This window comes from Pseudonocardia sp. CA-142604 (assembly GCF_050948475.1).
GTDB classification, from domain to species: Bacteria; Actinomycetota; Actinomycetes; order Mycobacteriales; family Pseudonocardiaceae; genus Pseudonocardia; species Pseudonocardia alaniniphila.
This window is the reverse complement of sequence record NZ_CP192045.1, coordinates 9,319,994-9,334,212: the sequence shown is the minus strand read 5'-3', so window position 1 is coordinate 9,334,212 and position 14,219 is coordinate 9,319,994. Positions and strand designations below refer to the sequence as shown.

The window sequence follows — 14,219 nt, the reverse complement described above, 5'->3', positions numbered from 1 at the left end:
ACTTCCACTTTGATTGTATTTCATCCCCTCAGATGACGTCGTAATCGAAGCGCCGCCTGACCTGCGGATATCCGGACATTGCCGAGTGGTTACGCGTTCTAAGGTGACCCCGGTCACCCGATCGGGGTTTGACGTTTTGCCATGGGTGGCTCGTAGCGTCTACCGCCGGTCGTTCCGAGAGGGCCGACCGGAATACATCCGGATCCGCCGCGCCAGGGCCCTGTCCCGCGGTTCCGGTCCGTCGAGAAGGAGACGGGACAGGGCCAAGGAAGCTATTTCGTCAAAAGTCGCTCTGCGGCCTTGACGAGGTGGCAGGAGCTGTTCGTCGGGGCACACTCCCAGCCTCTGACGTGCAGGTTCTCCTTGATGGCGTGGTTTGGAGAGCAACAAATGACTTCTCGACCTGATTCGCGCAAGGGCCGAAGTCTGCTGCGTCTGGCAGTTGCCGGTGCAGTTGCCGTTGGTGTCCCGATTGCCGTTGCCGGCACCGCCAACGCGGCCCCCGACAACGTGTGGGACAGAGTCGCCCAGTGCGAGAGCGGCGGAAACTGGCAGATCAACACCGGAAACGGGTTCTCCGGCGGTCTGCAGTTCACCCCGTCCACCTGGCGAGCCTTCGGAGGGAAGGGTTCAGCACACCAGGCCAGCCGTGAGCAGCAGATTGCCGTGGCAGAGCGCGTGCTGGCGGCGCAGGGCTGGAACGCATGGCCGGTGTGCTCGAAGAAGGCAGGCGCGCGGTCGTACACGTCCCAGACGCGGGCGGTGCACACCTCGCAGCAGGTCCAGGTCAACTCAGCGCCGGCCGAAGCCAAGGCGCCCGCCAAGAAGGCTGCTCCCGTCGCGGAGCACACGTCGGCCCCCCGGCTGACCAAGAACGGAGCGGACTACACCGTCGTCAAGGGCGACACACTGTCCGCGATCGCGGCTGATCGTCAGCTCCAGGGCGGCTGGCCCGCCCTGTTCGAGCGCAACAAGGACGTTCTGAGCAACCCGAACGTCATTCAGATCGGCCAGCAGCTCGACCTGGCCTGAGGCCATTCGTGCGCGGGTGCGGTCCCACCCCGCCGTCCGTACCCGCGCACGGCCCCGGCGATGGGCCGCTCGACCTCAGGTCGAGCCGACCCATTCGTCGGTGCCGTCGGTGAAGACCTGGTGCTTCCAGACCGGCAACAGGCGCTTCACCTCCTCGACCAACTCTGCGCAGGTCTCGAAGGCCTCGCGTCGATGATCCGCCGCGACGGCGCAGGCCAGTGCCACGTCGCCGATCGCGAGCCGGCCGACCCGGTGGCTCACCGCGATCGCACGCACGCCGTGCGCGCGGGCGGCGATCTCCGCCGCCACCTCGGCCACGACCTTCTCCGCGCTCGGATGGGCGCTGTACTCCAGGCCCCGGACGGACCGGCCGCCGTCGTGGTCGCGCACCACGCCGGCGAATGTCACCACCGCCCCGGCGGCCGCCTGATCGACGAGCGCGGCATGTTCCGCGACGTCGAGCGGCGCCTCGCCAACGGCGGCCCGCAGGACTGCGGCTCCGGTTGTCGCCTCCGTCATCGGTGATCGCCTCCTCGAAGCTGGTCCACCGCGTGCTCCAGCACGTCGGCGAGGACCGAAAGACCGTCGCGAACTCCACCTGTCGATCCGGGCAGGTTCACCACGAGTGTGCGCCCTGCGACGCCGGTGAGTCCGCGGGAGAGCACCGCCGTCGGCACCTTCGGTGCTCCGGCGGCGCGGATCGCGTCGGCCAGTCCGGGCACCTCGTAGTCCAGGACGGACCGGGTGACCTCGGGAGTCGCGTCGGTGGGTGAGATTCCGGTGCCGCCCGTCGTGATCACGACGTCGACGCCGTCAGCAACGGCTGCCCGCAGCGCGTCCCCGACCGGTTCGCCGTCGGGCACCACGGCCGGGTCGGGCGTCTCGAACCCGCGCTCGCGCAGCCAGTCGACGATGAGCGGCCCTCCGCGGTCGGCGTAGACCCCCGCCGCGGCCCGGTTGGATGCCGTCACCACGCGGGCGCGGCGGCCGGGTGCGGTCACGAGCGGTCCTCAGGGCGCGTCCAGGTGCCGGTCTTGCCGCCCTCCTTGCGCTCCACCTGCACCCTGTCGAGCACGGCGGCGGGGTCGACGGCCTTGACCATGTCGTGCAGGGCGAGCCCGGCCACGGCGACGGCCGTGAGGGCCTCCATCTCGACGCCGGTGCGGTCGGTGGTGCGGACGGTGGCCTGGATCCGTACCTCGGCGCCGTCGGCCTCGAGATCGAGCACGACGCCGCTCAGTGCGATCGGGTGGCACAGCGGCACGAGGTCGGGCGTGCGCTTGGCGCCCATGATCCCGGCGATCCGGGCGGTGGCCAGCGCGTCGCCCTTCGGCAGGCCGTCGCGGCGCAGCAGGTCCACGACTTCCGTCGTGGTGCGTAGGACGCCGGTGGCGACCGCGGTGCGCGCGGTGGGTTCCTTGCCTGTGACGTCCACCATGCGGGCGGCACCGGCGGTGTCGACGTGCGTCAGCTCCACATCAGAACCTTACGGCGTGGCACATGTGGGTGCTCACGGAGCGGAGCCGAGCCAGGTTCAGGTGATCTGCCTCACGTCGAGGCAACCATCGGCGCTCATACGCGTTGCTAACGCGACTGGCTGATCAGCCAGAACTCCACCGCGTTGCGCCGTTCAGCCTATCGTGGCAGCCCTTTGCCTTCGGCATGCGGCGGGTTTGCTCATGGCCGACCCGCACGTACCGTCCTTCGCGGCCCACCGGAACTCCCCAGGTTCCGGCCGAGCCCCGGAACCGCAGCGCTCCCCTGTCCGGCGGTTCCGGCCCCCGTTGCCTGACGAAGCGCGGGACAGGAAGGACTGTGGCGGCCCCCGCCGCCCCGCCAGCTCCCCGGCGGTATGTCCATGCGCAGCGCACGGAGATGCTTCAAATGGCGCGCTACCGCGGTCGTCATCGTGCCCCCACCACCACCGGGCGGACCATCGCCCGCACCGCAATCGCCGGAGCTGTTGCCGGGGCACCGCTCGTGATCGCCGTGCCGGCGGCCCACGCGGCCACCGACAGCACCTGGGACCGCGTCGCGCAATGCGAGAGCGGCGGCCGGTGGGACATCAACACCGGCAATGGCTTCGAGGGCGGGCTGCAGTTCACCCCGAGCACGTGGAGAGGTTTCGGCGGCGCGGAGTTCGCCCCCGCCGCACACCAGGCCACCAGGGCCCAGCAGATCACTGTCGCCGAGCGCGTGCTGGCCAAGCAGGGCTGGGGCGCCTGGCCCGTCTGCTCGCGCAAGGCCGGTGCGGTCGGCGAGTCCGCGACGCAACGCAGCGCCCCCGCCCAGCAGGTGCGGCTCAGTGCCCCTGGCACTGCCGGCTCCTACGTGGTGAAGAGCGGGGACACGCTCGCCACGATCGCGAGCCGGCACGGTGTTGCCGGCGGTTGGAAGGGCCTGGTGCAGAAGAACCCCGGCCTGGCCGCCAACCCGAACCGGATCGCCCCCGGTCAGCACATCACCCTCTGAACCACCCTCCGAGGCTCCGGAAGGTCACCAACCCTTGAACCCTCCGGCCCAGCCCGCTGACCCGCTGCCGACCCCGCAACCCGGGCGAGGCGCGGGTCAGCGGGACCTGAAGCGGGCCAGCTGCTCGGGGGTGTCGACGTCGTCGGGGTCGGCCAGATCTCCACACTCGACGAGAACAAGGTCCGGATTCCCGGCCAGATAGCCACGGGCGCCGGCGTCACCCACGGCGGCCGCGCGCACGCCCGCCCAGTGCGACCGCCCGATCAGCACCGGATGGGCCGGTCGTCCGTGGTACGCGGCACGCACCAGGACGTCGGGGTCGCTACGGGCTGCGATCCGTCGCACGGCCTCGGCGGTGACGCCCGGCAGATCGACGAGGTGGACGAGTGCGGCGTCGGGCACCGGGTCGAGCGCCTCCAGCGCGGCGAGCCCGGCGCGGAGGGAGGCGCCCATCCCCTCCGCCCAGTCGTCAGCCACGGTGATCCGAACGCCGGGAGGGACGATCTCGGCCACCTTCGCGGCCGAAGCGCCGAGCACCACCATGAGCGGCGAACAACCGCCGTCGGCGAGCACTCGCAGGGCGCGCCCCACGAGTGGCTCGCCGTCGAGCTCGACGAGTGCTTTCGGGCCGCCCATCCGACGGCCCGCGCCCGCCGCGAGCAGCAGGCCGGCGGGGTGGTCTATCGGTTGATCTCCGTGACGGGGTGCACGTACGGCACCTCATCCAGCGGGAACTCCAGGTCACCGAAGGGCGACAGCGAGCCCTGCCGGGTGCTGGCGAGCTCGCTCACCGGATGTTCGCCGTCGGGCAGCTCCGGCCACGTCGGGTCGATTCGGCCCTCACGGGCTGCCTTGGCCACCATGTCCTCCTCGTGGTTCGCGCGTCACCGTCGATTATCCCGTACGGGACGCGGTGGTGGGGGACCGGTGGGTGGGAGCGACACCTGATACGAGCGTCGTCCTCGCCGGCGCGCCGACTACCGTGGTGGGGATGCCCACACCGCTGGTCGACTGGCTGCGCGCCCAGGACGACGAGATGCTTGCGGCCCTGCTAAGGCTGCGCCCGGACCTGGCCGTGCCGCCGCCCGCGGATCTCACCGTGCTGGCCACCCGGGCCGGCATCCGGGCATCCGTCCATCGTGCGTGTGACGATCTCGACAGGCTCACGCTCACGGTCCTCGAGGCGCTCGTCGTCGCCGGTGCCGAGAGCGCGCCGACGTCGCTCAGCGAGCTGCTCCGCCTGCTCGGCCCCGATCTATCGGAGGCCGCTGTCCGCCGCCCGCTGAGGGCGCTGCGCGACCGCGCACTCGTCTGGGGGCCCGACGAGGAGCTGTCGCTCGTACCCGCCGCGTTGGACGTGGTACCGCGCCATCCCGGTGGGCTCGGCCGCGAGTCCGCGGGTCTGGCGGCGTCCTCGGGGCTGCCCGAGCTGATCGCTTCCGTGGCGCCCGACGAACGCCGGGTGCTCGAAGCGCTGGCGGCCGGGCCGCCCATCGGGCGCAGCCAGGCGGGCGCTGATCCGGAGAGCCCGGTCGGGCGCCTCCTCGCCCGTGGCCTGCTGATGCGGGTGGACACCGAGACGGTCGAGCTACCGCGGCAGGTGGGTCTCGCCCTACGCGGGGACCGGCCGTTGGGCGCGGTCCCCGTCACGCCGCCCGACATCGGGGCGAGGGACCGCGGGGCCGACGCCGTGGACCGCACCGCGGGTGGAGCAGCCCTGGGCGTGCTCCGCCAGCTCGAGCTGCTCGTCGCGTTCTGGGGGCGCACCCCGCCGCCCGTGCTGCGCTCCGGTGGCCTGGGTGTACGCGAGCTGCGGCGGGCGGCGAAGGAGATGGACACCGACGAGAGCAATGCCGCGCTCCTGGTCGAGCTGGCAGTGGCCGCCGATCTGGTCGGGGAGAGCGACGGGGTGGCGCCGGACTGGGTGCCCACCACCAACGCCGACGTCTGGGCGGCGGGCGGCCCCGAGCTGCGCTGGTCATTGATCGCGCGCACGTGGCTGGATCTGCCACGACTGCCCGGGCTGGTCGGACGCAAGGACGACGCGGGGCGTCCGATCTCGGCCCTGTCCGATGCCGTCCGGCGCCCGCTCGCTCCCCGGGACCGGCGCCGTGTGCTCGCGGGGCTTGCCGAGCTGCCGCGTGGCGTTGCGCCCGGTTCCCCGGCCGCGCTCCGCGATGTCCTCGCGTGGCGCGCACCCCGGCGCGGGGGCCGGCTGCGTGACGAGGTGGTGGACTGGGCGCTCGCCGAGGCCACGGTGCTCGGCGTCGTCGCACTGGACGCGATGTCCACACCGGGCCGGGTGCTCCTCGACGATCCCGGCGGGCTCGTCGCGGCACTCCGTGCGGCCTTGCCCGAGCCCGTCGACCACGTGCTCCTGCAGGCGGACCTGACCGCCGTCGCGCCTGGCCCGTTGGAACCACAGCTGGCTGCCGAGCTCGGCCTCGTCGCCGAGGTGGAGTCGGCAGGCGGGGCCACTGTCTTCCGCTTCACCGATGCCACGGTGCGCCGTGCGCTCGACGCCGGCCGGACGGCCACCGAGCTGCACGAGCTGCTCGCCAAGCGGTCGGCCACCCCCGTGCCTCAGGGCCTGACGTACCTCATCGACGACGTCGCCCGCCGCCACGGACGGCTGCGCGGTGGTGTGGCGTCGTCGTTCCTCCGGTCCGACGACGCCGTGCTGATCGCGGAGGTGCTCGCCCATCCCGACAGCGTCACCCTGGAGCTTCGCCGAATCGCGCCCACGGTCGTGGTCTCGCCGCTGTCACTCGGCGAGTTGCTCGACGGGCTGCGGGCCGCCGGTTTCAGTCCCGCCGCCGAGGACACCGGCGGCGCCGTTCTCGACCTCTCCGACCGGGGCAGACGGACGGCGCCGCGCCGCCGTTCGCTGGGCCGCAACGGCGCGCCACCGGAGCCGGGCGCCGAGCAGCTCGCCGCCGTCGTGTCCCGGATGCGGGCCGGGGACGCGCTGGCCGGAATCCGGCGGGACGTCACAACGCCTGCGGCGAACAACGGGCGCATCCCCGACCTGCTCCGTTCGGCCGTCGCCGCTCGCCGCAGCGTCTGGATCGGGTTCGTGGACGGGCACGGTGTCGCCGGGGAACAGGTCCTGGAACCGATGAGCGTTGGCGGCGGGGTGGTGGAGGGCCGGGACACGATGGACGGCGGCCTGCACCGCGTGCCGCTGCACCGGATCACCAGCATCGCGCTGATCGAGGACTCTCCGGACGGGTCCTGAACGGGATCAGGAACCGACGCGGATCGGCAGCCTCTCGAGTCCGTGCATGACGGGGCTCCGGCGCCACCGGAGATCGGCCGGATCACCGTCGAGCTCGATCGCGCCGAACTTGTCCAGCAGCCGCCCGATGGCGACCTGTGCCTCCAACCGGGCAAGGGGCGCGCCCACGCAGTAGTGGATGCCGTGGCCGAAGGCCAGGTGTCCGCCGCCGGTGCCGCGAGTGATGTCGAACCGGTCCGGATCGGGAAACTGCCGAGGATCGCGGTTCGCGGCGAGCAAGGAGATGAGGACGAACTCGCCCGCGGGGATCTCGACCTCGTCCACGCGTACCGGCTCGGTGGTGAACCGCAGGGTTGCGAGGTTGAGGGAGCCGTCGTAGCGCAGGAACTCCTCGACCGCCTCCGGCAGCAGGGACGGGTCGGACCGCAGAGCCGTCAGCCGGTCGGGATGCCGCAGCAGGGCGAGCACTCCGTTGCCGATCAGGTTGACGGTCGTCTCGTAGCCGGCGACGAGGAGCAGGAACGCCATCGACAACAGCTCGGGCCCGCTCAGCTGGTCGCCCTGGTCCGACACGTGCACGAGGTCGGAGAGCAGGTCCTTCGTGGGTTCGGACCTCTTCTCCGCGATGAGAGCGGTGAGGTAGGCCCTCATCTCCTCGTCGGCGGTCCGCACGTCGTCGGGGGACGCCGCCGCGACGAAGGGGATGACCCATGACCGGAACTTGGCCTGGTCGTCGGCCGGAACGCCGAGAATCTCGCAGATCACCGCGATCGGCAGCGGCGAGGCGAACGACTCGATCAGGTCGGCCCGGCCGACCGCGGCGAGGTCGTCGAGGAGGCTGTCAGTGATCTGCTCGATCCGGGGGCGCAGCCCGGCCACTGCACGGTTCGTGAACGCCTTGTTGACGAGCCTGCGCAGACGGGTGTGGTCGGGTGGGTCGGTCTGGAGCATGTGAGCGAAGAGATCCAACCCGTAGACCTGGCCCGCGCCATCCGCGAAGAGCTCCTTCGCCCGGGTGCTGTCCTTGCTCAGCCGTGGGTCCGAGAGGAGCGCCTTGGCGTCGGCGTAGCGGGTGACGAGCCAGAAGCCGAACGCGGAGGAGAGCGAGGCGTACCGGACGCGCCCCTCCGTCAGGAGATCCCGGTACGTCGCGTGTGGGTCCTGGAAGAACTCACGGCCGAGCCTGAACGGTTCCTCGTGCACGCTGCCCCCAGCCGTACCCGGACTCGGGGTACCGGCGCGGTACCCCGCAGATCCAGTACAGCCAGAACGCCCCGGCGCGTCTCCCCGGTGTGGCCCACTTCTCAGTGGGCGGAACCGGGCAGAGCGCCGGGGCGCTGGTGTGCCTGCCGATGGATCAGCGAGCGCCTGCGGTCATCCGGTGCTGCATGGCGTGCTCCACCAGCGCGATGAGCGTCTGTTTGGTGGACTGCCGGATGCGGGCGTCACAGCTGACGATCGGGATCGACGGGTCGATCGACATGGCCTCCCGAACGTCTTCGATGCGGTGCTGCAGCAGCCCGTCGAAGCAGTTCAGGCCCACGACGTAGGGCAGCCCGCGGTCCTCGAAGAAGTCGATCGCCGCGAACGAGTCGGCCAGCCTGCGAGTGTCGACCAGTACGACGGCGCCGATCGCACCGCGCACGAGGTCGTCCCACATGAACCAGAACCGGTGCTGGCCCGGGGTGCCGAACAGATAGAGGATCAGCTCCGAGTCGAGCGAGACGCGGCCGAAGTCCATGGCCACCGTGGTGGTGACCTTGTTGGGAGTGGCCGCGAGATCGTCGACCTCGGCGCTGGCCTCGGTCATGACGGCCTCTGTGGTCAGCGGAACGATCTCCGAGACCGAGCCGACGAAGGTGGTCTTACCGACGCCGAAGCCACCGGCTACCACGATCTTGGCCGAAATTGTCGCCGCAGTGGCGATCATCTGCTGTCCGAATCCCCCCGACTGACTGGTCAACGCCGACGCTGAGCGAGGGGGCGACCCGTCAGTTGGGTAACTAGAGCCGACGGAGTCCACTCAACACCCTTTCCATCAGAGCGAGGTCCGGCATGTTGCCGGCGCTGCTCGCGGTCTGGTGCACGGTCACCATTCCGAGGCCTGCCATGTCACTGAGCAGCACCCGGGCAACCCCGAGCGGGAGCGACATGAGCGCGGCGACCTCGGCGACCGAGCGAACCTGTTCGCACAGTTCCGCCACGGCTCGGTGCTCGACCTGCAACAGACCTATCTGATCCCGGCCACGCTGGCTGGTGGACACGAGAGTCTCGATGGCCAGATCGATGCTGGCCTTGGTTCGACCACGGGTCCAGGCGTAGGGCCGAACCGCCGCCGCACCCATCCCCAAGCCGATCTCCTCCGCCTCGAGGTTGCGGAAGTCGATCGGAGCCGTCGGTGGTCCTGGCCGGACCTGTGGGGGCGGCGGGGTCGTATTGCCCCCCAGCTGCTCCGCTTCGGTAGGGACGTCGTCGTTCAACTCGACATCGGCGCCTCGCCTGCGCCCCCACTTGCGGCGGCGCGGCGAACGGCGAGAGTCGAAACTGAAGCCGTTCATGACGTCGGCGAAAGTTGGCTCCGAGGATTGCCGGCGCTCGTCGTCGGGACCGGAGGTCATCGGACTCACCTGCCTTCCTACCGATCATTTGCGAACCGGGGGTCGTACCTGGTGGTCGTGCTGGTGCTTCAGAAGCCGCCGAAGGAGCCCTGAAGCTCGGCGCGCAGCTCGGGGGTGAGCAGCTGGCCGACGCGGTCGACGAGCAACGTCATCTCGTAGCCGATGAGGCCGATGTCGCAGCTGGGCGAGGCGAGCACGGCGAGGCACGAGCCGTCGCTGATGGACATGAGCAGGACGATCCCGCGGTCCATCTCGACGACCGTCTGCACGACGCCACCGGCGTCGAAGCAGCGGGCCGCACCCTGCGTGAGGCTGACCAGCCCGGACGACACAGCAGCAAGCTGGTCGGCACGGTCGCGGGGCAGCCGGTCGGACGCCGTGAGCAGCAGTCCGTCGGCCGACACCACGATCGCGTGGGCGACACCCGGCACGCGCTCAGCGAAGTTGGTGACCAGCCACCCGAAGCGGCTCGGCTGCGTCTGTGGCGCCGTCATGAAGACTCCTCGTCGTGATTGACACCAGCGTTTGTGGGCTTAGTACCACCGTTGGCCTCTGAACCCGGGTCTGCCCCGCCGACGCCGCGCAACCGGCTTTCGCGGCCTTGACGGACGCCGTGCTGGTAACTGGCGAGCCGGCCCCGGACGGTCTCCGCGCTACGCGCCGAGGAGACCGGAGGTGCCAGCACCGCAGATCCTGCGCTGCCCGGAACGAGGCGCGCCCGTGGGCGGCGCTTCGGCAGTCCGGCAGCCGTCATCTCGTCGGCCTGCTCGGCCCCCACGCTGCTCGCCGCGCGCCAGCCCTCGTCCGCGAGGCTCGCGAACTCCTGGTCGGACGCAGATGCAGAGGCAGAGACGGGCGCCGCGGGCTCCGGCGTGGCCAGCTTCTCCGGGACCGGCCGGGCCGGCCGGGCCGACACCGACGGTGCAGGTGCCGGGGTCGGAGCAGGCGCGGGAGCAGGTGCCGGGGCGGGTGCAGGAGCAGGCGGCGGAGTCGGAGCCGGCGGCGGGGGTGGTGGCGGAGTGGGTGCCGACGGCGCAACGGGCTTGGGAGCCGGAGCCAGAGCCGGAGCCGGGGCCGGCGGCGGCGTTGCTGCCGCCGGGGGCGGGGTGGGCGCCGGTGCCGGAGCAGGGGCTGCCAGCGGGTGCGGTGCCGGAGCAGGCGCCGACAGCGGGTGCGGCGGCGGCGGACGGAAGCCGCGCTGCTGCGACGGCCGCCCTGCACCGCCCTGCTCCGTCTGCCAGTTGACCGGGATGGGCCGGTTCGAGCGGAACCACGCCGAGGCGATCTCCTCGAAGATCGGCGTGGTCTCGCTGAGGTCGAACTCCTCCTTGCGAGAGCTCGGCGCCGCGGGTGCCGGCTCGGCGATCACCGGAACGCTCGGCGCGAACAGCTCGTCCGCCTCGCCGGGCGACTGCGCGGCCGCGGCCTGAGGGGCCTCAGCCTGTGCCTGCTGGGCCTGCTGAGCTGCCTGAGCCTGCTGGGCTGCCTGAGCCCCCGACTGCGCGGACTGAGCAGGCTGGGCGGGTTGCTGGCCACGTTGCCCTGGGCTCTGCGGGAACGGTCGCGGAGTGGACTGCTGCTGCTCGGGCCGCGGGTTGGTGGGCCGTGGCGGCGGCAGCGGGTTGCTGCGACCGAGGATGGGCATCGGCATCGTGAGCGGCGAGGGCGGAACCTGGGTGGGCGTTCCCCGCTGCGGCTGGGCCTCGCTGCTGAACATCGTGTCGGCGGGGAAGGCACCGGTCGGCGGTGCGGACGGGCTCTCGTCGGGCGTGTTGTCCTCGGCCGGCTTCGGGTCCTGATCGCTGCCCGATGATCCCGTAGTCGCCTTCTGCTCACCGCTCGTGGCGGCCTGCTGACGGCTGGTCGATCCGGAATCTTCGGAGCGTGTGGACTTGAAGGTGCCGGTCTGCGAGCTGCCGTTGGGGGTGGCGGGCTCGCGGGGCGTGTACCCGTTGAGCGAGGCCGTCTCGCTGGTGGTGCCCCACAACGAACGAGCGGAGTCGGGCTGCACACCGTTGCGGTAGGACCCGGTGTTCTGCGAGCCGGGCGGCTGCTGGGAGCGATGCTGCTCCCGCCGTTGCTGCTGTTGCTCGGCGATCTTCGCGGCGTCGGCCGCAGCCTTCGCCGCCAGCTCCCGGGCCCTCTGCAGCTGCATCTGCTGCTGCTCCGCCTTGGCCTGGTCGGCTGCGGCTTGCTCTGCAGGATCCGGCCGGTTGTTGGACGGCGGTGGGGGGTTCGGCCCGTCGGGACGCACCGACTGCCCGGGCCGCCTGGTGGGCAGCTTTCCGAGCGAGCCGTTCACCGGCGGCTGCGGGGCGAACAGCTGCCCGTCGTGGCCGGCCGGGGCGTCGAAGACACCAGCCGGGTTGGCCGGACCGTCGGTGCCCGCGACCAGCGCCGAGAGCGATCCCGGACGAACCGTGCCGTTGGTGCCCGGACGCTGCGCCGTGAGCGTGTTGGTGCGGGTGGGAATCGCAGCGGCCGGGCGTTGGATCTCCGCCGGCTCGTTGGAGGAGGGGATGAGGTAGCCGGGCACGGTGACCGAGGCCGTGAGGCCCGCACCGGGACCGCCCGCGGACGAGGTGCTGAGCCGCACGCTGATGCCGTGGCGGGCGCCCAGGCGACCGACCACGAACAGGCCCATGCGCCGGGACGCCGAGACGTCGACGCCGGCGGGACCGCTGAGGCGCTGGTTGGCGTCGTTGAGCTCGTGGTCGACCATGCCGACGCCGCGGTCGGCGATCTCGACGACGATCGAGCCGTCGCCCGTGCGGGCGGTGCTCATGACCACCTGCGAGTCGGGCGGGGAGAAGCTCGTGGCGTTGTCCAGCAGCTCGGCCAGGAGGTGGACGAGGTCGGACGCCGCCCGGCCGACGACCGTGACCGACGGCGGGGCCTGCACGACGATGCGCTGGTACTGCTCGACCTCGGACACCGCGGCGCGCAGCACGTCGACCATCGGGATCGGCGCGATGTTGCGCTTGGCGAGGTCGGTGCCTGCGAGAACCAGCAGGTTCTCGCTGTTGCGCCGCATACGGGTGGCGAGGTGGTCGAGCTGGAACAGGTTGGACAGCTGGTCCGGGTCCTGCTCGTTGCTCTCCAGCTGCTCGATGAGCTGCAGCTGGCGCTCGACGAGTGCCTGACTGCGGCGGGAGAGGTTGACGAACATCGCGCTGACGTTGGACTGCAGTGCCGCCTGCTCGGCCGCCAGGCGGACCGCCTGCCCGTGGACCGCGTCGAACGCCCGGGCCACCTGGGCCACCTCGTCTCGGCCGCCCAGTGGCACCGGGTCGACTTCCACGTCGGGTGTCTCGCCTGCACGCATGCCCTCGACCGCCTGCGGCAGCCGCCGCTCGGCGACGTCGAGTGCGGTGGTGCGCAGGATCTGCAGCGACCGGAGCAGGGCCCGGGCGACCAGCACCGCGATCGTGGCGCCGATCAGCAGGCCGAGCATCAGGATCACCGAGTTGAGACCGGCCTCGTTGCTCGCCCGCTCCTCGGCCGCCGCGCTGGAGGCGGACAGTGCCTTGCGGATACGGGTGGAGGCGCGGTCGGCCGCAGCGTCCGCGTCGACGTAGGCGGCGTCCCACTCTGTTGCGGTGACCTGGATCGTCCTGTTGGCCGCGGTGCCAAGGATCTTGGCCTTCAGGTTCTCGCGCTGCGTGTTGGCCGTCTCGTCGAGCGGGTTACCGACGACACCCAGGGTGAGTGCTGAGGAGTACTCGCGAGCGGCGGCCGTGAGCTGGCTGTCGGCGGCGGTGGCTGCCTCGGCGTCCTGCGGCCGGAGCCTGCCGCTCTTGATGGCCGCTCCCAGCTCCGTGTGCTGAGCGGCCAGCTGCTCCGTGATGTTCATGACGGCGGTGAGGGCGTCGGGCAGCCCTCCGATGCCGGGCGTGCTCAGCTGCCGCAGCAGGGCCCGGCCGAGGATGTCGACACTGTCGATCACCGCGGTGTAGCGGGTGTTGATCTGGTCGAAGTCGACGGCGACGTTCTGTGCGGCGTCGGTGCGCAGGGGAGCGAGGGTCTGCAGCTCGCGCTCGGTCTTCTGGAGGGCGCTGCGGGTGGTGACCTCGAGCTCGCTCGTGCCGTGGACACCCGCGAGCATCTGGTCGATCTCGGTGTCGGTCTGGCGGAACCCGTCCTCGAGCGCGGCCCGGTTGTCCGTACGGTTGCCCGCGGCGAACAGCGTGGACGCGTGACGCTCGGCGCGCAGGGCGTCGGCAGTGGTGGAGACTTGCTGCGCCACCTCGAGGAGCCGGCTGCTGCGTCCCAGCTCAGCGGCCTGGCTGGCCTGGTCGGACACCCGGAGGACACCCAGGGCCAACGCCAGCAAGGCCGGTATGAGACAGACGATCACCAGCTTCCAGGCCAGCGTCCAGTTACGCGGGTTGAACCGCTCGGACCATGTTGGTCCGGTCTCGGTGCTGGTCACGTCAACGTCCCCCTGACGCTTGCCTGCGCAGATCGGGTGAACTCTGGCACGCGCTGATGATCGGCCGCGAGCCCGGACCAGCTGAGCTGCAGTCCAGGGGCGGTGGGTGGCCGGGATCGGGTCACAGGCCCGGGGAGCATTGCTATGAGCATCGGGTCGATCCGTCGCGCCTTCATGTTGGGGGCGGGCTGGTCGGGTGTTCCGGCCCGCATCATGCGCGCTCCGCCGGCTCCGACACGCGCCCTCTGGGGAAGGGCGATGACCGCCAGGACCCGGTACGATCGCGGTGGCACACGTGCACTTTCGGACAGAGCCGGCACAGCATAACCGAAGTCGACGCCGACCCTTTCTCCGAGGCCGGGCGGGTGGCGTTCCCCCGATCAGATCAGTCGCCCACCGCTCACCGTTGATCCGATCCGGCCCAGCC

11 protein-coding genes and 1 pseudogene are annotated in these 14,219 nt (G+C 71.3%); 3 read left to right on the top strand and 9 right to left on the bottom strand.

The genetic code is table 11. The features are described from left to right. The first annotated feature begins 366 nt into the window (after positions 1-366). Positions 367-1,032, top strand: coding sequence for a transglycosylase family protein (locus tag ACQPZQ_RS42555; RefSeq protein ID WP_433290127.1), 666 nt, complete (start codon positions 367-369; stop codon positions 1,030-1,032). Positions 1,033-1,107: 75 nt separating this feature from the next. On the opposite strand, the pseudogene ACQPZQ_RS42550 reads toward ACQPZQ_RS42555, so the two are convergent. Further along, a pseudogene (locus tag ACQPZQ_RS42550) lies at positions 1,108-2,006 on the bottom strand (molybdenum cofactor biosynthesis protein MoaE). A 23-nt stretch (positions 2,007-2,029) separates the two neighbouring features. Next, on the bottom strand, positions 2,030-2,509 hold the full coding sequence (moaC, locus tag ACQPZQ_RS42545; protein WP_277398731.1) for a cyclic pyranopterin monophosphate synthase MoaC: 480 nt from the start codon (positions 2,507-2,509) through the stop codon (positions 2,030-2,032). Positions 2,510-2,916: 407 nt separating this feature from the next. Here moaC and ACQPZQ_RS42540 point away from each other — a divergent pair, with 407 nt between their 5' ends. Next, positions 2,917-3,504 (top strand): transglycosylase family protein, encoded by a 588-nt coding sequence (locus ACQPZQ_RS42540; protein ID WP_433290126.1) that lies wholly within the window; start codon positions 2,917-2,919, stop codon positions 3,502-3,504. 96 nt (positions 3,505-3,600) lie between these two features. Here ACQPZQ_RS42540 and ACQPZQ_RS42535 read toward each other — a convergent pair whose 3' ends face one another. Both ACQPZQ_RS42535 and ACQPZQ_RS42530 read right to left on the bottom strand, forming a co-directional pair. After that, entirely contained in the window at positions 3,601-4,188 is a 588-nt protein-coding gene (locus ACQPZQ_RS42535; RefSeq protein ID WP_433299655.1) for a nucleotidyltransferase family protein, read from the bottom strand. Next, positions 4,185-4,367, bottom strand: a complete 183-nt coding sequence (locus ACQPZQ_RS42530) for a hypothetical protein (protein WP_241037072.1) — start codon at positions 4,365-4,367, stop codon at positions 4,185-4,187. Before ACQPZQ_RS42530 ends, ACQPZQ_RS42535 begins: the two co-directional genes overlap by 4 nt. A 128-nt stretch (positions 4,368-4,495) precedes the next feature. On the opposite strand from ACQPZQ_RS42530, the gene ACQPZQ_RS42525 reads away from it, so the two are divergent. Then, complete coding sequence (locus tag ACQPZQ_RS42525) at positions 4,496-6,742, top strand: helicase-associated domain-containing protein (protein ID WP_433290125.1); 2,247 nt, start codon at positions 4,496-4,498, stop codon at positions 6,740-6,742. 6 nt (positions 6,743-6,748) lie between these two features. On the opposite strand, the gene ACQPZQ_RS42520 is transcribed toward ACQPZQ_RS42525, so the two are convergent. From ACQPZQ_RS42520 to ACQPZQ_RS42500, 5 genes are all read right to left on the bottom strand, one after another. Further along, a complete protein-coding gene (locus tag ACQPZQ_RS42520) occupies positions 6,749-7,945 on the bottom strand; it encodes a cytochrome P450 family protein (protein WP_433290124.1) in 1,197 nt (398 codons plus the stop codon). A 154-nt stretch (positions 7,946-8,099) separates the two neighbouring features. Then, a complete protein-coding gene (locus ACQPZQ_RS42515) occupies positions 8,100-8,672 on the bottom strand; it encodes a GTP-binding protein (protein ID WP_241037077.1) in 573 nt (190 codons plus the stop codon). A gap of 73 nt (positions 8,673-8,745) precedes the next feature. Continuing rightward, positions 8,746-9,360: a DUF742 domain-containing protein gene (locus ACQPZQ_RS42510; protein WP_433290123.1), complete on the bottom strand. Its 615-nt coding sequence runs from the start codon at positions 9,358-9,360 to the stop codon at positions 8,746-8,748. Positions 9,361-9,428: 68 nt separating this feature from the next. Further along, entirely contained in the window at positions 9,429-9,854 is a 426-nt protein-coding gene (locus ACQPZQ_RS42505; protein WP_169397043.1) for a roadblock/LC7 domain-containing protein, read from the bottom strand. Beyond that, positions 9,851-13,792: a nitrate- and nitrite sensing domain-containing protein gene (locus ACQPZQ_RS42500; protein ID WP_433290122.1), complete on the bottom strand. Its 3,942-nt coding sequence runs from the start codon at positions 13,790-13,792 to the stop codon at positions 9,851-9,853. Before ACQPZQ_RS42500 ends, ACQPZQ_RS42505 begins: the two co-directional genes overlap by 4 nt. Between the last annotated feature and the right edge of the window lie 427 nt (positions 13,793-14,219).